The sequence below is a fragment of the Paenibacillus spongiae genome, from assembly GCF_024734895.1.
Lineage (GTDB): Bacteria > Bacillota > Bacilli > Paenibacillales > Paenibacillaceae > Paenibacillus_Z > Paenibacillus_Z spongiae.
Window position 1 is genome coordinate 2,084,751 of record NZ_CP091430.1, and the last position, 21,900, is coordinate 2,106,650.

A 21,900-nucleotide genomic window follows, 5' to 3' on the forward strand; every position below is an offset into this window, starting at 1 on the left:
GTTCCGAACAATAAAGCGGGGTTGTCCATAGCGCTGGCCATAACATCGGTCATTATGCTGCTGGAGTTCATCGGAGGATTGATTACGAACAGTCTGGCCTTGCTGTCGGATTCCGGCCATATGTTAAGCGATGTCGGCGCTCTCGCGCTGAGCCTGGTCGCCATGGCGCTCGCATCCCGTCCGCCGTCGCCTCGCAAGTCGTACGGCTATTATCGTTTTGAAATATTGGCCGCTCTGTTCAACGGAGTTACATTGTTCATCATCGCGGCATTCATTATTCGGGAAGCGTATGAGCGCTTTATTAATCCGCCTACAGTTGCAAGCGGATCGATGATGATCATCGCGTTCATCGGACTGCTCGCCAATCTTGCAAGCGCATGGTTCCTCATGCGGAAGGGCGATGTGAAGGATAACGTGAATGTCCGCAGCGCGTACCTCCATGTCATTGGAGATGCGCTCGGTTCGGTAGGGGCGATCGTCGCCGGTCTGTTCATGCTCGTATTCGAATGGTACATCGCCGACCCGATCATAAGCGTGGTGGTCTCGCTTCTGATTTTGAAGAGCGCGTGGGGCGTCATGAAGACTGCCGTCCACATCCTGATGGAAGGGACGCCGCCTACCATTGATTCCGACCAGGTGAAGAAGACGCTGCTAGCAATCGATGGCGTCCAGGAGGTGCATGATTTACACATCTGGACCGTATCGTCCGGCCTCGATTCGCTTACCTGCCATATCATGATTGATCATGACGGGGACAGCCAATTTATTTTGCAGCAGGCGATTCAGCAGATCGAACAGAAATACCGCATTCAGCACACGACGATACAGGTGGAGAAACCGGATTTCAATCATCCCAAAAGTAAATTTTGAGATAGCGGCAGAGCTTGATCTATGCGAATCTCATCTAGTCCGGCTTGGACACCAGCCTCTCAGCCTCTCAGCCTCCAGACCTTCACTTCGTTGCCTGCAAGAGCCCTCTGCTTAGAACGCGCAGCCATCTGATATGGCTGTGCGTTTTTTTTGCGTTCAAATCATGGGTTAAACCGATCACTAGTAAAATTGCACCAGGATGATTTACACATTGTATTCGTATACTAATAATAATATTATGTATACGTAATTATGAATTTTATATATAAACGAGGTGATTATTCTTAAATTAGTTCAAAAAGCAATCTGTATTAAAGTAAAGAATTCTTTGGTTTGTTCCGGTTTTGAAAGTATTATGCATGGAATGCACATATGCAAATTAACGGAGGTTATTAAAGAATGAAACGTGTCTCAGTCACATCGGGAGCTCTGGCTTTCGTCCTTCTGATTCAACTTTTGCTCAGTTCTGTAACCGCTTTCGCGGGGGCTTACGAGCCCGGGCTGCAGCAGTCCGCCCATGTATTCAGCGGACAAGAATTTTACCCCGGCAAAGTGATTAATGCATTCAATACGCCTGAAGATGTGGCAACCTGGCAGAAGGGGGCCAATACGAAAGAAATCAATCATGTCACGAGTCTTCTGAACGGGCCGGGCGGTCCATTGGAAGGCGAGGGAGCTTTGGAGCAAACGCCCGAGAAGGTCAAGGTATACGAATGGAGAAAGATCTATCGCGATTTCCCCTCCCCGCTCGACCTGTCCGGCGAGCGCTATCTTGCTTTTGCGGCGAACTCATGGGGCTGGCAGCCTGTCGGATATTTCATGAAAGTCCGCCTCTATAGCGGAGATGACGTATTCGAATCCATTGCGAAAATTTCCAACGACAGATGGAACCGTGTCTTTATCGATATGTCGGCATGGGATAAGCGCAATGCGATCACGAGGATGGAATTGTCCTTCATGCAAAATTTCGATCTGGAAGGGATCAGCCCGGGGGCTCCAGGCTATGATTTCTGGGACGGCCGTTTTCAGCTTGACTATATTATGGCAACGAACACCATTGATATGCTGTTCAACCGTGAAGGGGATGCGGAAGGATTCACGGCTCATCTAAGCTCGCTGCATGTCTCCGGAGGGAAAGCGGCGCTCGGCATTGAAGGTGTAGACGCTTATATTCAATCTCCGCAGGTGCAGATCGATGCGGGTGCAAGGAACGGGCTGTCGGTGGGGCTGGATAATCAGACCGCTGCCGCCAAGGTGAAAGTAGCCTGGATTACCGAAGCCGATACGACATGGGACGATGCGAAGTCCAAGGAGTTCGACATCACGCCAAGCGCTGCAGGTCAGACGTTGAACGCCAACATGTCGGATCAGGCCGGGTGGACGGGGACGATCAAGCAGTTTCGCATCTCTGTTCCAACAGGAGAAGGCACGCTTGCTATCGACGACATCCGGTTCAAAAATTTCCCGCCGATCCAGAAGCCGTATGACGGCAAGATCACGACGTCTGCCATCAACGATAACGGCGGGATCACAATCGCGGGTACCGTGACGGCAGCCTATCTGGAGCAGCATGCGGATGAAGAGCTCGTACTCTTCGAGCTGCCGACATATGGCGACCAGAATGTACTGGCAGGTCTTACTCCGCTTGCCGAGCAGAGTATCGCGGAGCAATTCACCTTCGATATCAGCTTGAAGGACGGCGTACATAACCGTCTGTACTCCAAATTCGTCGTAGCCTTCCGGAACGCGGCGGGCGAATTGACGTTAGCGGATGCGCCGCATTACATTACGAATGCCGGTAAGCTGGCTTCGAACAAGCAGCCTTTCCCGGAAGCGAAGAGCATTAAGGGGCTTCAGGTGCAAATGACGGATGATGCCGAAGAACTGGGTATCAGCCATGCAGCGATCAATGTCTCGTATAATGAGATGCTCTATTCGACGAACAGCAATCCGGACAATACGATTCCGTACGAGGTTGACGGCGAAACGTTCTACTTTCAGAAGAGCTACGTCAGCCATCTGGATTCGCAAATCAAAAGCTTGTCCGACAACGATACGATTGTCAGCTTAATTCTGTTAATGTACAACGTCATGACGCCGGGGACGCCGAACGAGCATCTGATTCATCCGGATTCCCAGCCTGGCGGGATCGTGTACGCCTTGAACACGAAGAATGAGCTTGGCGTCATATATGTCAAGGCTATCACGACGTTCTTGGCGGATCGCTATTCGCAGCCTGACGAAGCTCACGGGAAAGCGGTCAATTTCATCGTCGGCAACGAGGTCGGGCAGAATCAGGTGTGGAACAACATGGGACCCAAGCCTGTCGGCGAGTATGTGAGAGAATACGCGCAAACGCTGCGGCTGGTCGATACGATTGTGAAGAGCCATTATGCGAATGCGCGCACCTATATTTCACTAGACCACTTCTGGAATGAAGAGCTTCCAGCCGAGGCGATCTGGAAGTACGACAATAAAGCAATCGTCGATATGCTGAACGACTTGGCGCATATGGAAGGCGATTTCTCCTGGAATGTGGCCTTCCATCCCTATCCGGAAAATTTATTCGATCCGAAATTCTGGAACGACGCTACCCCGACGGATGACTTCAACACTGTCCGGATCACGTTCAAGAACCTGCAGGTGCTTGTACAATACTTGCAGCAGCAGAACTTCTTGTACGAAGGGAATATGCGCCGGATTATTCTATCCGAGCAGGGGCTCAATAGCTTAAGCAACTCGGAGAACGATCAGTTAGTGCAGGCGGCAGCTTATGCGTATGCCTATTATAAAATCAAGTTTCTGGACGGGATCGACTCCTTCATCCTGCACCGCCATGTCGATCATGCGCAGGAAGGCGGATTGAATCTCGGTCTGTGGACATATGCCAAAAACTCGATTTCCACTCCATTTGAGCACAAAACAATCTATGACGTGTTCAAATATATCGATACCGATCAGTCGCTTGCGGTAACGGATTTTGCAAAGTCGGTCATCGGCATTAATGATTGGCAGGATGTCATCCCCGGATTTGACGCCGCCAAGCTGGCCGATCGGGAAGAGCCGGCAGTTAAGGGCGTTACCTTCGTGAAGAAGGATAAGAAGGCCAAGGACGAAAAATCGCTTCCGCTGGAGAGCTTCGAGAATGGACTCGGCGGATGGCAGGCTGCGGACAATGCGGCTTCCGCTACGCTGATGGACGGCGATGCCTATACGGGCACGAAGTCGCTCAAAGTAAATTTCAGCGATTATGCGGCTCTGAATTGGAAAGGGGCGGATGTACGATTCGCGCAGCCGATTGACGCTTCCAAAGCGCCGAACGTAACCTTCGCTCTGAAAATTCCCGATGCCGCAGCTGACAAAGCTTATTATGCCAAAGTGAAAGTATACAGCGGCAAGGATATCGCGGAAGGGACGGTCGTCCTCGATCCGAGCCAAGGCTGGAACCATGCAGCCTTGAATCTGAAAGGATGGAGCGGTCTGAAGGCCGTTGACCGGGTTAAAGTATGGGTCAGCTCGCCGGGCTCCCAGTCGTGGACCGGATCCTTCCTGCTTGATGACGTCGGGTTCCGAAAGAACGTTTCGCCAATCCGCGACTTTGCGAATATCGACATCGAAGCGGCGCTGCTGTCCCCGCAATTGGAGACCGGCGCGCAAATCGAAGTGAAAGTAACGAATCATGGCGACAAGAAGCTGAATGGGAAAATAGCGATTCAAGCCGGCGGCTTAATTCAATTTGACCGTTCCGAGTTAAAGGTTAACGGAATCAAGACCGGTGAGAGCAAGACGTATCGCCTTACCGTGTCCGCTTACACGCCGCCGGCGGAAGGGTCGGTCAGCATCGAGCTTGTCTATGGTGACCGTTCTTTCAGCCAAGTGGTGGACACCATCAAGAATACGGGCGAAGGGATAATTCCGGCGAACGAGAAGCTCCTCTTCAACTTTGAGGGCTCCAATCAAGGGTGGACGGGCAAAGAAAATGTAGCGAGTGTGAATACGGTCGAACAATTTCTCAATGGGCCGACCAAACCGGCTTTAGGCTCGTATACGCTGTCGGCAAGAGCGGAAGCCGTCGCTGCCGATGCTTGGAAGACGCTTGCGGTAACGCCAGAGTCTCCGATCGATTTGACCGATGCGTCCGAGCTGTTCTACCATATCGATTCGTATGGCGGCGTGCCGGGGGCGACTTATGAGACGAAGGTGACGTTATTCAGCGGAACGGAGAGCATCACGTCGACTTCATCGATGACGCCGGATCAATGGAACCGGGCCGGCATTCAGGTAGGCGACTGGGCTTTGCGCAATCAGGTGACGCGCATTGAGGTTTCCTTCCGGGCCGTAGGCAATAACATGGCGTGGAATCCGGAGTTCCAGCTGGATTATATGGGCTATATCAAGGCGGGAAGCTAGCCGCACACGTGGGAAACACCGCCCGTGCTTAGGCACGGGCGGTGTTTGCTTTTTTGCGGGTATACACGTTTGGAACAGGGTGCCGCAAGCCGCTCCCCGCGCGCGTTGTGGCAATGCACGGCTGATTTACAGGCTCAGCGTTATCCGATGGCGGAGAACGGACTGTTATGGCCGGCTTGCCATATGCTTGACTGACTGCTATTCCGCCGTATCGGCATCTTGCTGCTTCGAATCGTCTGATTCCGTCTTCCGGGCAATGCCGATTAATTTGGTGAAGAGCAGCGATAAGGGAGAAGAGTCTAGATCAATAGTGCCTAAGAGATCAGCCATGCTGTAGACGAGCAGGAACGGCAACAATCCGATCACCAAGATGCCGAGCAGCATGCCGGCGGTAATATAGCGCATCCATTTCCCCATTGTCATGCCTTTCATCTCCATTCCTGTAGGATACTAGTTAAAGATATGCTTCTATCTCCTTCACCTATTAGGAGATTATTAAAACATCGCCTCCATCTGCCGATGTATGCCAAACTTAGAGCCGTATGCCGCATATAACCAAAGTAAAGCCCTCCTGTAAGGCATTCCCGTACGTTCTTTCATATATCATATGAATAATCCTCTCTGACGTTTCACGAGAGCTCGCAGCTAATTGAACCCAAATAACGCTTTGAATAAAATATGAATTCCTTTTCGTAGTTGAAACATTCCATAGAATCAGCCGGTTGTTGAGTCGTGAACCCGCGCAGGCATCCAACCGTCGCCAATAGGCCGAATTGCACCGAATAACGCATCCCATGTCCATAGCGGGCCCAGGCTGCTGCTTGGTAGGCGATTGATGACGTCCGAAGCACGCTCAGGCTGTGTGAATTGCCATACAATACGAAGAAGCGGCACCAGCGTTTATTCATCCGGCATCCCATGAGGCTTGGCTTCATGAGGGGGCAATGCCTTATTCCCGCGCCTGCGCCGCCATTTCAGCAGAAGCAGCGCGCCGAGCAGAATGGATAATCCGATGACGATGAACTTCAAGCACCTTTCGACCGCCATCAGGACGAGGGGCCATTGATCCCCGAACAAATAACCGATCCCGACGAATGCATTCACCCATAGCAGCGACCCGGTATAGGCGTAAAGGGCGAATACAGGGAACGGCACCCGGATCATGCCAACGAAATAGCCAATAAATTGTCTGACGCCGGGAACGAAATAACTGAACAGAAGCAATTTATTGCCATGCTTCTCATAGCTGCTTCTTGCTTTCTCCAAGTGAGCGGGCTTTATTAACAACCATTTGCCCCATCGCTCGATCAGCGGCATCCCCAGCGAATAACCTATCCAATACGTGGCGGTTATCCCCAGCATGGAGCCCGCGCTTGCAGCCGCCATGGCAGGGAGCCAGCGAAGCACGCCCTTACTGGACAGATAGCCGGTATAGGCCAATGTCATGTTTCCCGGCGGGATCGGCAGCGCGATGGCATCCAATGGCAGGCCTATGAGCAGCACGTAATAACCATAGTCCGCAAACAGTTGTTCAATATAAAGTAACAGCTTCATCATTATGCTCCTTATTCGAGCCGGGTCCCGCAGCAGTGCCCTAATGCAGCAAAACTGCACGGCAGGTCGCCAGGCTGCAGGCAGAGCCGGTCGTGCCGTTTTACTCGGAATCCATGGTCTTCTTGGAGGAAGGGCTGTTACCGGATTTATGAAGCCGCCCGATTCTTCTAATAAGGATGATCGCTGCGACTAGAAGGCAGATTCCAAGCACAATTAATCCCGCATAGCTTTTTACCGTGTGCAGAACATTCTGCCAGTGCGGGCCGACCAGATGTCCGACTCCAACATAGACGAAGACCCACATTAGCGCGCCGGAATACGAGTATATCGCGAATGACCGGAAGGGGATGCGGACGATTCCGGCCAAATAACCGGAGAATTGACGGCCCGCCGGGATGAAGAAGCTGACCAGCAGCAGCTTGTATCCATAGCTGTCAAACCAGCGCCGCAGCTTGCCTATCCTACCGGGATTAAGCATCAGCCATTTGCCATACCGCTCGATAAACGGCATTCCCGCCCAATACCCGATTCCGTAAGAAATCGTTATCGCGACTGAGGTTCCGAGAAAGGATACGAACACGGAGGAGAGTAAGTGCATGCTGCCCGTGTAAGATAAATAGCCCGCGTAAGCCATGACAGGCTCAGCAGGAAACGGAAGGATGAAATCGACGATCAATCCAACAAACAATACGAAGTAGCCAAATTGTTCAAACCAATGTTCAATAGGGGGCATCTTGATCCTCTTCTTCCTTCGATTCATTCAGACTTGCTGCAGCTTGGGATCCTATCGCCCCGGTTACATTCTTTTTTAGGATAGCGAATCCCGGTTATCTTCGTAATGAACCCGCGATGGGTATCGACCAAGACCTTGGTCTAAGATGCAAGCTGGACTCGAGTGACAGAGGTGGAAAATCACCTTAGTTTTCGATGGAATCCCCCAAGAATTGAATGCCGAAATCGATTACATTAAATGTAGAACGTTATATCATTTAAGGAGTGTGCAGCATGATCGATTCAACCATTCAATTGACGGAAGAGCAAATTCAATATTACCGTGAGAACGGTTTCGTACAAGTCGATAATATATTGTCTCCCGAGGAACTGGAGGAGCTTCGCGAGCATCTGGGCGAAGTAATGGGCGCGCAAGGCGGCCGTTCCGTACAGACGTCCCAGAAAGGGAATGCATATTTCAACGTCTTGAATCAACGGGTGAATACATGGCGCGATCACGGCGGCATGGCCCGGTTCGTCTTGTCTAACCGGTTTGCCGATGCGGCGAAGCAATTGTCCGGCGCTCAAGGGATCCGCCTGTTCCACGACCACGCTCTATTCAAGATGCCTCAGGATTCGAAGCCGACGCCTTGGCATCAGGATTGGCCTTACTGGCCGATGAACGAGACCGGCGCGCTTTCCATCTGGATCGCATTGGACGATGTGGACGAGAATAACGGCTGCATGATGTTTGTGCCGAAATCGCAAAAAATTAAAAATTTGAAGCATGTCGATCTCGTTGAGCCGCATGATATTTTCTCGGAGGAAGGCGCTTCCGGGCTTGATCGCAATAAAGCCGCCATTGTCCGGATGAAGGCTGGCAGCTGCACCTTCCATGACGGGCTCACCTTCCACTACGCGCATGCGAATCAGACCGATAACCCCCGCCGGGCGCTGGCCATCATCTATATGGCGGACGGGACGACCTTCAGCGGCGCTGGCCATGCGTGTACGGACGGCCTGAACTTTGAGAAGAACGATGTGCTTCGCGGCGGGATGTTCCCTAAGCTGGCCTAAGAAGGGGAGGATAACCCGATGAAGTACAGAACATTCGGCAAAACCGGTTGGAGCGTATCCGAAATCGGTTTTGGCGGCTGGCAGCTGGGCGGCGATTTCGGAAAGGTGGATGAGAACGAATCTATCCGAACGCTTCATCATGCATGGGATCGCGGGATTAATTTTGTCGATACCGCGCAGATGTACGGCCGGGGCCGGTCGGAGGAAGTCATCGGCAAGGCGCTGCGGGAATGGAAGGGAAGCGGTCCGGTCTATATCGCGACTAAAGTGCAGCCGATCGCTTGGCCGGATGCGTCGGACGGAACGCCGGCCATGGAGGGGCGATATCCCGCAGCTCATCTGCGCGAGCAATGTGAAGCCAGCTTGCTTCGCCTTGGCGTGGAAGCCATCGATTTGTACCAGCTGCATGGATGGTTTCCAAGCGGGATCCAGCATACGGAGTGGTATGATACGCTGCTTCAGCTGCAGCAGGAAGGGAAGATCCGCGAGATTGGCGTTTCGATCCGCGACTATCGTCCGGAAGACGGAATCGAGCTTGCCGAGACCGGATGGGTCGCCTCGCAGCAGGTGGTGTTCAATATATTCGAACAGCGCCCTGCGGAGCGCTTGCTTCCCGCTTGCCGGGAGAACGGCGCAGCCGTTATTGCGCGCGTGCCTTTCGACGAAGGCGCCCTGATCGGCAATTGGACGCCTGGGACATATGACGAGTGGGAAGAGGGAGACGTGCGTAAGCGGTATTTCCGCGGCGAGCGGTTCATGAAGACGTTCCGCAAGGTCGAACAGCTGAAGGAAACGCTGCGTCAGACGGCAGGCGACCGGTATTCCACGCTGGCGGAAGCTGCGCTCAGGTTCTGCTTGTCCGATCCTGCAGTCAGTGTCGTCATCCCCGGGATGAAATCGCCGGCGGAGGTTGATCTGAATGTGGCGGTATCGGACGGCGAGCCGCTGCCAGCGGATTTGTTAGAAGCGTTCCGGGCCTATCAATGGCCGAGAAATTATCATACTGCCGGAGAGGAATGAGCCTTTGTGAAACAAGGGAATATCCGTCCTGGCGTGGCTTTTCACGAGCTGCGGCCAGAGCAGATCGCAGAACGAAAGCGGGAGCGGCCGGTTGCCTATTTGGCATTCGGTATCTTGGAGTGGCACGGGCTGCATAATCCTTATGGCCTTGACGGGCTGAAGGCGCACGGAATAGCGATGAGGCTGGCCGAGGAGCTGGGCGGGCTGGCGATGCCGCCGATGTACTGGGGAGACCATCGCGGAGAAATTTGCGAGCGGCATCTGGACGGACTGATGCCGGTATCGGAGCAGGATGGAACGCTCTGGAATCCGGGCGATACGATGTGCGGCGCGTTGGAGGTCCCGCGTGACTCGTATGAGCGTAATGCGGCCAGATCGGTCCGCAACGGCGGTTGGAGACTGTGGGAAGAATTGGCGGTCCATGCCTTCTTCCAAATCGAGAGCTACGGCTTGACTACGATCGTCGCTATTCCCGGGCATTACCCCCTCATGGATCCGTTAGCCCGGGCCATAGAGAAGTATAAGCAAGACGGTGGCCGGTGCGGCATATTGACGCTGAACGATGAGCGGTATGCCCGTGACGGGAAAGGCGATCATGCCGCTGCCTACGAGACCTCGCTGCTCATGGCCATCCAGCCGGAGACCGTAGATCTCGGCAGGCTGGACCCCGATCTGACGAAGCCGCTGGCGGGGGTAGCTCTGGGCCCCGATCCGCGCACCCATGCTAACCGCGAATACGGGGAAACGGCGCTGCAGCTAATGGTCGAAGACCTGCGGGTAAGGCTGCAGCAGCTGGTTCCATAATAGAAGCGGCAGCGATTGGGGCTCCTTCAGGCTGCGTGCTGCACTTGCTGCTAAGCTTCGAAGAGGAGCCCTTGCTGCGCTTATGCGCGTGACGTAATGGCCATCACGCCTCAAAGCAAGGGGCGGGGAAGCGCGGGCGCAAGAATGCAGCCGCAAGACCGAAAAACGGCGTTACAGCATCGGGCCAGCCGGAGAGAGAGTCTGTAAGTCCCTTTTAGGGTCTTACAGCGCCAGCTACGAGCGGATTGAAGCAAGCCATCAATCCGCCTCCCGGCGGGCATCACTGCGCGAAGCCGCCAACCGCTTCGCCGCTATTTACGTCAGCCGCCGGCTAGCTTCTATCGCCTGCGGGACTTGAACAGCGTGCTCCGAATCGGAGGGCTAACTTTACATCATCTTTCCTTGACGGTATCGAGAGTGGAATGTATATTCAAGGTAGCGTGCGCGTTGAACAAGCTGAGGCAGTCGGGTCTGCCAATGCGCAACGTGTCCATGCATACAGGCTGCATACATATATGTTCTGTAATCATGTCACTATACGTTTAAATGGAGGTAAAGTTATGCTTAGAGGTTTAACGCAAGCTGGAATTGGAATGAATGGCGATGAGCGTTTTATAGCGGCCGCTGCGGAACATGGATTTCAAGCGGTTGATTTGGATGCGCTTTCACTGGTGGAGCGTCTTGGCCTGGAGCCGGCGCGCGAGCTGCTCCGCAAGCATGGGATCGTGATCGGTACGATCGGTCTCCCTGTTGAATGGCGGACGACGGAAGAAGCGTTCCTTCAAGGGTTGGAGAAGCTGGCCAAATCGGCTGCCGCAGCGGCTGCGCTGGGCTGTACGAGCTGCTGCACCTATATTCTGCCATCCACGGACATGAAGCCGGCGCATTTCATGGCCTTGGCGACGAAGAGATTGCGCATGTGCGCCCAAATCCTTGGCGCTTACGGCATCCGGCTTGGCCTCGAGTTCGTTGGTCCGCATCATCTTCGGACTCACTGGAAGTATCCGTTCATCTGGACGATGGAGGAAACGCTGGATTGGATTGACGCCATCGGGGAGAACAACGTAGGACTGCTGCTCGACGCGTATCATTGGTACACGAATGAGCTGACGACTGCGGATATCGAGCGTCTCCGCCCGGAACAAATCGTTCACGTGCACATCAACGACGCGCCGGATGTTCCGGTAGAGGAAGCAAAGGATAACGGCCGAATCTATCCGGGTGAAGGCGTTATCGATCTGGCCGGTTTCTTAAGAGCCCTTCACAAGATTGGCTACAAGGGAGCCGTGGCCCAGGAAATCTTAACCGCTGAACCGCCTTCGGAATCGCCCGATGCTCTATTGCAGCGTTCCAGAACAGGCTTTAACCAAGTATTTAGCGCAGCAGGCTTGTAGAATACACACCATGAGATGCGCGAGAGAAGATATGAACAAGAGGACTCTTTTGCCCCATGGGCGGAAGAGTCCTTTTGCACGAGAGGGGAATTTAGGATGAAGTTTTTTAGGAAGTCGCCCTTCAGTTCCATCTTTATGAAAATCGTTCTAACTTTTCTGGGTGTGCTTGCACCGCTGTATGCGCTCAATCTGTACATGAATGAATATGGGCAAAATACGGTCCGCGAAGAAATTGTTCAATCCATGAACACCAAGGTCGAGCTGTATGTCAACTTGATCGAATCCGATATTCAAAGGGTCATTAAGCTCATCGTCCCCTACGTGAATGATGAGGACCTGATGAAATTAAGCACCGCGTCGGCCATTATGTCGGATATTGAAAGAACGGACGCGATATTGGCATTGAAGAATAAATTGAATTTGGTTAAAACATCCAGCAGCTTTGTGCATAATGTCATCGCATTTATTCCCGAACTGGACCGGACCGTCACCTCCAACGACGACGCCATCAATTATTTCGACGAGGAGCAATTCAATGCGCTGTCCGTCATAACGAACCGGTACGAGTCGCCTTTCATAATGTGGCACGACCGTTTATTCATCAGCGTCCCTTATCCCGACCCTTCTGCGTACGGAGGGCGCAAGCCCGTGTTCCTGCTGACGGTTGAGATCTCGAAGCCCGCTCTTCGCAGCGCGATGCGCCAGTTTACGAATAATGGGGAGACGGCTGTTCTCTCGGGCAACCGCCCGCGATATTTCATTACGAGCAATAACGGATCGGAGGAGGCGGAACTGGCGGTGTCCAAGCTGATGGAATCGTCGGATTCATCTGATCCGGGTGGACAAAATGCCGCATCTGACCGGCAAATACAGAAATCGGTCACGATGAACGGAGAACAGCATCTTGTGATCGCCAAGTCTTCCAGCATGCTGGATTCGACGTTATCCATCTTTATGCCCGAGGACAAAATATTCGGACCGATCAACCGTTACAGGTGGCTGATGCTTATGCTGACCTTGTCGTCGGTCGTCATTATCGTCTTCTTCGCATTAAGCATATACCGCATTATCCAGCGGCCCATGCGCACGCTGGTTCGTTCCTTCAACAAGGTGGAGCAGGGCAATCTGAATCTGGTCGTGCAGTATCCGCTCAAGGATGAGTTCGGGTTTCTGTTCGATCGCTTCAACGCTATGGTCAGAGAGCTTAACGTGCTCGTTCACGAGGTGTATGAGCATAAGTATCGCGTTCGGCTGGCGGAACTAAGACAGCTGCAGTCGCAGATCAATCCGCATTTTCTATATAACAGCTTCTTTATCTTGCACCGGATGGCAAAGCTTCACGATAACGAGAACATTATCCGATTCACGAAATACTTAGGAGAGTACTTTCAGTTCATTACACGAGACGGCATGGAAGAGATGGCGCTGGAGATGGAGGTGAAGTATGCGCGAACCTATACGGACATTCAGGCATTCCGCTTTGGTAGCCGGATTCACACGGAGTTTGGCGAGCTGCCAAAAGGAACGGAGCAGCTTCATGTACCGCGTTTGATCTTGCAGCCGTTAATTGAAAATGCGTACAACCATGGGCTCGAGAACAAGCTGAAGGATGGCTGGATCCGCGTTTCGTTCGAGCTTCAGGGCGACACGCTGGTGATTGCCGTGGAAGATAATGGCGACGAATTGGATGAGAGCACGCTCTATTCCCTTCGCATGCGGCTGCTGGCAGCGGAAGAATCAGCAGAAAGCACAGGGCTGTTCAACGTTCACCGGCGGGTTCAAATCAAGTATGGGCAAGGATGCGGTCTAACCCTATTGGCGGGAGAGAGCGGCGGACTACGAGCAGAGCTTCGGCTGCTGCTCCATCGGGAGGAGAATGGAGATGCAAATGTACCGGTTGTTGATCGTGGATGACGAGCCGTATACGGTAGATGGCTTATATGAAATGCTGCAGGAAATGGATTGGGCGGAGCTCGATCTATACAAGGCTTACTCGGCGAACGAAGCGATCGAGTGGCTCAATCGGGTTAAGATCGACATTGTGCTTAGCGATATCCGTATGCCGGGTATGGATGGACTTCAGCTGCACCGGCATATCAAGGCAACGTGGCCTCGCTGCAAAGTTATTTTTCTAACAGGCATGAACGAGATGAAATATATTCAACAAGCGCTTCGGGACGGCAGTGTGGATTATATTCTGAAGACGGAAGGCGACGAACCTATTCTACGGAGCGTCCGGGGCACAATCGAAGCCTTGGAGGAGGAATTGAAGAATGACCGTTATTTGCAGCATGCCAAATTACGCATACAACAGGCGCTCCCGGGGCTGCGCAACGGCTGGTTCATGCAGCTGCTGCAGTACGGCATCGGCCAAGCAAGGCTGTCCCAAGCCAGGCTTGCCGAGATGGAGAGTCCCCTCGATTCGGATTCTCCGCTGCTGCCCGTTCTGGCAAGGGTGGACCGGTGGCCGGAACGCATATCGGACACGGATCGTCCGCTGCTCCTCTTTGCGATTGAGAACATTGCCGTGGAGACTTTAGCCGAGATGAACGTCCAGTCCGTCATTATTGACGACTACTATCTGATGCTCATGATCCAAACCAAGCAGCCGATATCGGATGAACGAATCGCCGGTGATGGAGATCGGGCGGGCGCAGTCCGGTTCGTGCAGGGAATGCTGGAGACGGTACAGTCTACGTGTACGCAGCTGCTTCAGCTGCCGGTGTCGATTATATGCGGCAGAGCCTTTGTTCCGTGGGAGCAGATCGCCGATACGTACTTCCGAATGCGCAAGAAGCTAGTGCTCGGCGTCGGTCAAGGGGAGAATATGATGCTTCTCGCCAAAACGGGATGCATATCCGAGAAGCAGGGCGGCGGCGGGGCGGCTGCGATGCCATCCCGTCTGCGGGAACAGCTCGATGTGGCTTTGGAGAGCGGAAGATCCGAAGAGGCAAGCAGCGCCATTGACGCTTGCTTCGCCAATACAAGCGAATACGCCCGTTATTTGGAGGCTTATTATACGGTGGCCAACCAATTGATCGGACTGATCAACCGGTGGGGATGGGCGGAACAGCTTGAGCGGGATGGCGAAATTCGCCTGGAGCAGCTGATGAACGTGCAGGGGCATTCCTCGCGCGAGCAGGCAGTCGATTATCTTCGCTTCGCGGCCAATCGTCTGATCTCCTATAAGCAGGGAGTCAAGGATGAACGGACCGAGCGGATCGTCGAGAAAATAAACCGCTACATCCGCGAACAAATCGGAGGCGATTTGTCGCTGACCGTTCTGGCGGAAGTCGTCTATCTTAACCCGGCCTACCTCTCGGTTCTGTATAAGCAGACGACTGGTCAAAATATATCCGAGTTTATCGTCGCCACCCGGCTGGAGAAAGCCAAAGACCTGCTGCAGCGCTCACCCTGCAAGATCCATGAAGTGGCGGCAGCGGTCGGCTTCGATAACCCGGGCTACTTCACCCGCTTCTTCCGGAAGCATGCCGGTATCGGCCCCCAGGAATACCGGGAACAAGCTAGTCTATAGGCCAGCAGGGCAGGCGAACGCCTTTTAAACCCAAAATTCGACATAACCAAACAAAAGAGAATGAATCTAAAAGATGTTCCATATCATGCTCGAATGACTCCAACTATACTAAAACCAAGCAAGTTGACCTGCCTAAGAATGCTTTCTGGCAAACATGGTAACGGTTACATCCTAGAAAATGAAGCTGCGCTCTTGGCGAAGTGGATCGCAGCCGCGTTCCACGCGAGGTCTGTGCTTAAAGATTCGGCAGTAACAGAGCTCCACAAGACAGTCTTGCGCTAACGAGCAAGTTTGTTGCGAAGGACTCAGGGAAGTCATGCTTCACAACGCGAGGCTTACGCTTACGAAGCAAGTTTTGTTGCGAAGAGTCTCAAGGTAGTCATGCTTCACAAAACTTTTAGGAGGGTCTCCATGAAAAAGACGAGAGGCAGAACATGGGTCGCGTTATTGCTTATTATGATGTTGATTGTTGTAAGTGCATGCTCGAGCCCGAAGAAGGAAGAGGGCGGCGACAAGTCCGGGAATAGCCAAGCAGCAGCGAATAATTCCGGCGGCGCAGGCAGTGAAGGGAAGACGGATACGGGGCCAGCCGACCCGCTGGGCAAATATGACCCGCCGATTGAAATCACAACTGTCCGGATCGTGAACGATACGTTCAAGTACGCGGATGGCGACAGTATTGACAACAACGTATGGACTCGTACGCTCCAAGACAAGCTGGGCATTACCGTGAAGAACAAATGGGTCGTAAGCGGAGACGGGCCTGGTGGACAAGGCGAGCAGAAGATGAACGTCTCCATTGCTTCCGGCGAACTGCCGGATTTCATTCCGGTCAATTCCAAGCAGCTGAAGCAGTTGGTTGAAGCTGATCTTCTGATGGATCTGACCGACGTCTATGAGAAATGGGCTTCGCCGTTCACGAAAGAAATCATGAATCAGGATGGCCCGAACGCCTTGGCGTCGGCTACCTTCGACGGCAAGCTGATGGCGATACCGAATACGGGATCTTCGATGGACGGGGCAGCGATGATCTGGGTCCGCACCGACTGGCTGAAGAAGCTGAATCTGCCTGAGCCGAAGACGATGGAGGACGTATTTAAGATCTCCGAAGCGTTCACGACCCAGGATCCGGACGGCAACGGCAAGCCGGACACGATCGGCATTTCCTTGAACAAGGATCTGTATGGCGGATATGCCGCTCTTGACGGCTTCTTGAACGGCTACCATGCTTATCCGCGGCAATGGATCAAAGATAGTTCCGGCAAGCTTGTGTTCGGAAGTATTCAACCGGAAATGAAACAGGCGCTGGCCAAGCTGCAGGAGCTTTACAAGAAAGGCGAGATCGATCGCGAGTTCGGTGTTAAAGACGGCGGAAAAGCGGCGGAATTCGCTGCAGCAGGAAGAGTCGGGCTTCACTTTGGATCTATGTCCAATCCGCTCTGGCCGCTCGTAGACAACAAGAAGAACGACAAGAATGCGGAATGGCAATCGTATCCGATCGTATCGGTAGACGATAAACCGGCACAACCTCGGACCGGTCTTGCGGTCGGCCAGTACTATGCCGTATTGAAGGACACGGAGAATCCGGAAGCGCTCCTCAAAGTCATTAACCTGTTCGTCGAGACAGGCTGGGGCGAGACGACGACGCCGGAAAACTACGCCGAGCACTTCACGAAGGGCGGCATCGAACGGTTTAAATACAGCCCGTTCCAAGCTTGGCCGGCCCGCAAAAATCTGGACATTCACCTGCATGTAAGCGAAGCGATCAAGTCCGGAGACAAGTCGAAGCTGAATCCGGAGGAGACCGATAATCTCTCCCAAATTGAAGCTTATCTGTCGGGCAAAGAGGGTACTGAGCTTGGCTGGGGCTATGAGCGGATCTTCGGCGTTGACGGATCGTTCAAAGTGATCAACCAGTACGTTTCGAGCAACAGTATTTTGGCCAGTGAGTTCTACGGCGCACCGACCGAAACGATGGTAGAGAAGGATGCTACGCTGCAGAAGATGGAGCTGGAAGTATTCTCGAAGATCATCATGGGCGACTCGATCGATAATTTCGACAAGTTCGTGGCCGACTGGAAGAAGCTCGGCGGCGATAAGATTACCGAGGAAGTCAACGAATGGTACGCCAATAAGTAATTGGCTGCAGGCAAGCAAGAGGGAAGCGGCAAGCGGAATCTTCCCTCTCTTGCAGGATCGCGAAAGGCCAGGAATAACGCTGGCAGTTCGCTGATCTTGCTTTAGGGGGAAGAAGCTTGTTTCAACGAAGAGGACGGCGAAAGCCGTTTCTTCATTTCATGAATGATCAATCGACAATGAATCGCGAGGGAGGCGGCAGGATGCTTCAAAAACTGAAATCGCCGAATTGGCCGCTGCATCTCATGCTGCTGCCGGGCGTTATTCTGGTACTTATCTACAGCTACGGGCCCATGCTTGGCATCGTGATCGCATTCCAGAAATTCATGCCGGCCAGGGGCGGCTTGTTTGATTCGCCTTGGATCGGACTGGACAATTTCCGATATGTGCTGGATATGCCGGACTCCATGAGGATTCTCAAAAACACGGTTATTATCGCCGTATTCAAAATAATCGTAGGCTTTGTTGTACCCATTATCGTATCGCTTTTATTGAATGAGGTTCGCAAAGAGTTTTTCAAACGCGGCATTCAAACGCTCATTTATTTGCCGCATTTCCTTTCCTGGATTATTCTCGGGGGCATTCTGATCGATGTGCTGTCGCCCTCCAGCGGTATTGTGAATCAATTCTTAAGCTTGTTTGGTTTCGAACCGATTTATTTTCTAGGGGACAATTCCTGGTTCCGGCCGGTGCTTGTTATAACGGATGTATGGAAAGAGTTCGGTTTTAACACGATCGTATATTTGGCTGCCTTGACCGGCATTAATCCGGCTCTGTATGAGGCTGCAATCGTCGACGGAGCTGGGCGCTGGAAACAGACGCTGCATATTACGCTGCCCGGCATGATGCCCATTATCGTCCTGACGATGACGCTGGCGATGGGCAACGTTCTGAACGCCGGTTTCGATCAAGTCTTTAATTTATACAGCCCGCAGGTGTATGAATCCGGAGATATCATTGATACGTTCGTCTACCGGATCGGACTCGTTGATGCGCAGTACGGCGTAGCGACGGCCGTTGGCTTGTTCAAGTCGATCGTCTCCTTCACCTTTATTTCCGTTTCCTATTACTTGGCATACCGCTTCGCTAATTATCGCATTTTCTAGTAACGTTGAAGGAGGGAGAAGCTTGGTCGAGCAGCTCACCTTGGGAAGAAGATTGTTTGTTAGCGCGAACTATTTCGTGTTGGCCTTGCTATCCATTCTTTGTCTGGTACCCTTGATTCATGTACTGGCCGTTTCGTTCAGCTCGAGCGGGGCGGCAACGGCGGGACTCGTCAAGCTGTGGCCCGTAGAGTTTACCACCAGCTCCTATGAATTCGTGCTGGCCAAGCCGGCTTTCCTGACGTCGATCGGCGTCACGCTCCAGAGGGTCGCCCTCGGCTTGACGATCAATATGGTGCTGACGATCCTAGTCGCTTACCCGTTATCGAAGGAAGTCCGCAAATTTAAATTCCGATCCATCTACGTATGGTTTTTCGTCATCACGATGCTGTTTCAAGGCGGCTTGATTCCGCTGTATATGACCGTTAATTACACAGGGATCATGGATACGATTTGGGCGCTTGTCCTGCCGGGAGCCGTGCCGGTGTTCAACGTCGTCCTCCTGCTTAACTTTTTCCGGGGGCTGCCCAAAGAGCTGGAGGAAGCCGCTTTCATCGACGGCGCGGGACACTGGACGACGCTGTGGCGCATTATGGTTCCGCTGTCTGCCCCCGCCTTGGCGACGATAACGCTGTTTGCGGCCGTCGGGCATTGGAATGCCTGGTTTGACGGTCTGATCTTCATGGACTCCCCCGACCATTATCCGCTTCAGAGCTATCTGCAGACCGTTGTCATCAACCGGGATCTCAGCCTCGTCTCTTCGACGGACATGAAATCATTGGCGGAGGTGAACGACAGAACGGCGAAAGCGGCACAAATCTTTATGGGCGCGCTGCCGATTCTGCTCGTGTATCCGTTCCTGCAGCGATTCTTCATGAAGGGCATCGTGCTTGGCAGCGTTAAGGAATAGATGGTTTCCGGTTTGGATAGCTATTAAATAAACAGCTGTTTCTATCATACAGCCATACAGGTATCCGACCTGTGTGGCTGTTTTTCATTGATCTTAAGGGAAATTCGATCTGTGAAGCGGCGATGGATCCAATCTTTCATTCAACCGATATACATATAAGAGCGAGCAGAGCCGGAAGAACAGTTCAGGAGAAGTGCTAGCGGGCGCTCCCCTGATTGGATAGGGCTATGAGTATCGCTTTGGAAATAGAAATGGATATGGTTATAACATTGTAATCATGTATTTAATACAACAATGGACAGGCAATAGCTCTGACGATGCGGATATTGTTGCATATTCTACAAGAATTTCCCTTAAATAGCGGCTAATCCATGATTTCATAACCACATTCCTGTATAAAGTACAACAATTCGGCCATTGGGGGCTTAATGATGGAATAATGTTGTACGTTATACAACAATAACAACATCGCATAGATCGGCATCGATCGAATGATAGAAAAAACAAGGCAATCCGGCAACAGCAGCTGGTTGGAGAAATGCGCAAAAAAAATTCATAGAGCGGGAACCAAACGCCTTACTCGTCCATCTAATAGGCAAAGGGAAAGGAGCTGCACGATTTTGGACGTGTCGACAACGGTACAGGAAGCGATCAAAGGAACGCGGGAAGCTTTCATACAATTAATACGCGCAAACGAGCAATCCATGTACGCGGTTGCCCGCGGCATATTGAAGTCGGATTCGGATGCGGCAGATGCCATCCAGGAGGCGATTCTCAAGGCGTATAACGGAATCGGCGGACTGCGGGAGCCGGCTTATTTTCGCACGTGGCTTATTCGAATTCTCATTAATGAATGCAGGCAAATCGCCAGACACAACAGCAAGTTCATTCCGATGATCGGCCTCGTCGAGCGGGAAGACGCGCATGGCTTTGAATCGACGGTTGAATTCGACGAGCTGCTCGGCGAGCTGGACCTGGAGCATAAGGAGGTTGTCGTCCTCTACTATATGGAGGATATGTCGGTCAAGGAGATTGCGCAGCTGCTCGACATTTCGGAAGGCACTGTCAAATCGCGGCTGTACCGGGCGAGAATGAGGCTGGCTGTGCTGCTTAAAGAGACGGAACCGGAGGTGGGACTGCAATGAAACGTTCATTGCTGGATATCCGCATTAAAGAGAGGCTGCACGTCCATGGAAGCGTGGTGCCGGGCGAAGTGAAAGCCCGAATTGACCAGACACTGGAAGGGCTGCCTCACGGAAAGAGGCGCAGGAAGCGTTCACGCTCCTCCTCGTACAAATGGGCATGGGTGGCCGGAATCGTACTCGTGGCGGGATCGGTGCTGGCTGTGAACGGGAACACCTTCGCAGATACGGTCAAGCCGTTCCTGCAATCGATCTTCGCCTCGATGGGAGACAAGGGCGTATCCGACCGGCCGAATCAGAAGGAGCTGCCTGTACTGCTCAGCAAGGAAGACAAGGGGTACACGTTACAGATTCATGAGGTTCAATATGACGGGATGCGCCTTTCCTTCAGCTACTCGCTTGCTCATAAAGACGGAATACCGCAGCAGGATTACGTGAAGCCTGTATTTCAGCTTGACAGCTCCGTGAAGAAGATCGCGCCCGGGGTACTGAACTCCGATTCGGGGGCGTTGTGGGGCGAGAACAAGATCGGGATCGTCAATTATTTTTTTGACCGCGATGTACCGGACCCGTTCCCGCTCAAAATTAACGTACCCCAGATTGCAGTCAGCGGATCCGACGCCGTTGTGAAGCAGATGGTAACTGGCAATTGGAGCTTCGAGATCAAGGAGGACAAGTCCGGTGACGTAACGGAGAGAACGTATGACGGTTCATATACAGTCAAGAAGGATGACGTCCAATTCGGAGTGGTCAAGTCGAGAATGGCAGCTAGCGCGGTCATATGGAGCCTTCATATGGAACTGCCGAGGAATCTGTATAGGGAAGACCCGGATTTCAACTATGGAATGAAATACGAAGTTACTTACGGCGACGGTCTGATGCTGGGCACAATAACCTCATCGAGCGCAAGCAAGGTCGAGGGTCGAAGCCTGCCCGAGGAGAAGTGGACCGAAATCCGGGATATCCGCTTGTTCACGGAGCCGGTACCCGAAGGGGTCAAAGCGGTAACGGTCGTCCCTGTCCTAATGGTCTATCCGAAGACGGACAAGGCGGGGGAATATTCGGAGAAGCCGCTGCAGCAATTGGCGGTGAAGATTCCCCTTTCATAAGCGAAGAAGCAAGCAAGCGGGACTTGGAGCTCCGGCTTCTTCAGGGAAGGAACGCAGTGTGCGGGCAGCGGGGGAGAGCGGATTTTTAAATAACTATTACATGTCATGTAAGATATGGGAAGAGC

Annotated in this window: 16 protein-coding genes; 13 read left to right on the forward strand and 3 right to left on the reverse strand. The window is 52.7% G+C overall.

Going from position 1 to position 21,900, the window contains the following annotated elements; genetic code table 11:
• Window positions 1-21 precede the first annotated feature (21 nt).
• Window positions 22-870 carry a cation diffusion facilitator family transporter gene (locus L1F29_RS09475; RefSeq protein ID WP_258388073.1) on the forward strand — a complete coding sequence of 283 codons (849 nt, stop codon included), beginning with the start codon at window positions 22-24 and terminating at the stop codon, window positions 868-870.
• A gap of 399 nt (window positions 871-1,269) precedes the next feature.
• A complete protein-coding gene (locus tag L1F29_RS09480) occupies window positions 1,270-5,280 on the forward strand; it encodes a DUF5722 domain-containing protein (RefSeq protein WP_258388074.1) in 4,011 nt (1,336 codons plus the stop codon).
• Between the two features lie 198 nt (window positions 5,281-5,478).
• Here the strand turns inward: L1F29_RS09480 and L1F29_RS09485 are convergent, their stop codons facing one another.
• The 3 genes from L1F29_RS09485 to L1F29_RS09495 all read right to left on the reverse strand — a co-directional run bounded on the left by L1F29_RS09485 (window position 5,479) and on the right by L1F29_RS09495 (window position 7,567).
• Complete coding sequence (locus L1F29_RS09485; RefSeq protein ID WP_258388075.1) at window positions 5,479-5,703, reverse strand: hypothetical protein; 225 nt, start codon at window positions 5,701-5,703, stop codon at window positions 5,479-5,481.
• A gap of 477 nt (window positions 5,704-6,180) precedes the next feature.
• Complete coding sequence (locus L1F29_RS09490) at window positions 6,181-6,834, reverse strand: DedA family protein (RefSeq protein ID WP_258388076.1); 654 nt, start codon at window positions 6,832-6,834, stop codon at window positions 6,181-6,183.
• Window positions 6,835-6,934: 100 nt separating this feature from the next.
• Entirely contained in the window at window positions 6,935-7,567 is a 633-nt protein-coding gene (locus L1F29_RS09495; RefSeq protein ID WP_258388077.1) for a DedA family protein, read from the reverse strand.
• A gap of 272 nt (window positions 7,568-7,839) precedes the next feature.
• Here L1F29_RS09495 and L1F29_RS09500 point away from each other — a divergent pair, with 272 nt between their 5' ends.
• From L1F29_RS09500 to L1F29_RS09550, 11 genes are all read left to right on the forward strand, one after another.
• Window positions 7,840-8,622, forward strand: coding sequence for a phytanoyl-CoA dioxygenase family protein (locus L1F29_RS09500; protein ID WP_258388078.1), 783 nt, complete (start codon window positions 7,840-7,842; stop codon window positions 8,620-8,622).
• Between the two features lie 18 nt (window positions 8,623-8,640).
• Complete coding sequence (locus tag L1F29_RS09505) at window positions 8,641-9,642, forward strand: aldo/keto reductase (protein ID WP_258388079.1); 1,002 nt, start codon at window positions 8,641-8,643, stop codon at window positions 9,640-9,642.
• Window positions 9,643-9,648: 6 nt separating this feature from the next.
• Entirely contained in the window at window positions 9,649-10,446 is a 798-nt protein-coding gene (locus L1F29_RS09510) for a creatininase family protein (protein ID WP_258388080.1), read from the forward strand.
• A 560-nt stretch (window positions 10,447-11,006) separates the two neighbouring features.
• Window positions 11,007-11,840, forward strand: a complete 834-nt coding sequence (locus L1F29_RS09515; RefSeq protein ID WP_258388081.1) for a sugar phosphate isomerase/epimerase family protein — start codon at window positions 11,007-11,009, stop codon at window positions 11,838-11,840.
• Between the two features lie 96 nt (window positions 11,841-11,936).
• Window positions 11,937-13,754: a sensor histidine kinase gene (locus tag L1F29_RS09520; protein ID WP_258388082.1), complete on the forward strand. Its 1,818-nt coding sequence runs from the start codon at window positions 11,937-11,939 to the stop codon at window positions 13,752-13,754.
• Window positions 13,723-15,375: a response regulator gene (locus L1F29_RS09525; RefSeq protein WP_258388083.1), complete on the forward strand. Its 1,653-nt coding sequence runs from the start codon at window positions 13,723-13,725 to the stop codon at window positions 15,373-15,375. Before L1F29_RS09520 ends, L1F29_RS09525 begins: the two co-directional genes overlap by 32 nt.
• Before the next feature lie 411 nt (window positions 15,376-15,786).
• Window positions 15,787-17,514 (forward strand): extracellular solute-binding protein, encoded by a 1,728-nt coding sequence (locus L1F29_RS09530; RefSeq protein ID WP_258388084.1) that lies wholly within the window; start codon window positions 15,787-15,789, stop codon window positions 17,512-17,514.
• A gap of 200 nt (window positions 17,515-17,714) precedes the next feature.
• Window positions 17,715-18,617: an ABC transporter permease gene (locus tag L1F29_RS09535; RefSeq protein WP_258388085.1), complete on the forward strand. Its 903-nt coding sequence runs from the start codon at window positions 17,715-17,717 to the stop codon at window positions 18,615-18,617.
• A gap of 22 nt (window positions 18,618-18,639) precedes the next feature.
• Complete coding sequence (locus L1F29_RS09540) at window positions 18,640-19,524, forward strand: carbohydrate ABC transporter permease (RefSeq protein WP_258388086.1); 885 nt, start codon at window positions 18,640-18,642, stop codon at window positions 19,522-19,524.
• A 626-nt stretch (window positions 19,525-20,150) separates the two neighbouring features.
• A complete protein-coding gene (locus L1F29_RS09545; RefSeq protein WP_258389650.1) occupies window positions 20,151-20,669 on the forward strand; it encodes an RNA polymerase sigma factor in 519 nt (172 codons plus the stop codon).
• Entirely contained in the window at window positions 20,666-21,775 is a 1,110-nt protein-coding gene (locus tag L1F29_RS09550) for a DUF4179 domain-containing protein (protein WP_258388087.1), read from the forward strand. The genes L1F29_RS09545 and L1F29_RS09550 overlap by 4 nt, the downstream gene beginning before the upstream one ends.
• The last annotated feature ends 125 nt before the right edge of the window (window positions 21,776-21,900 follow it).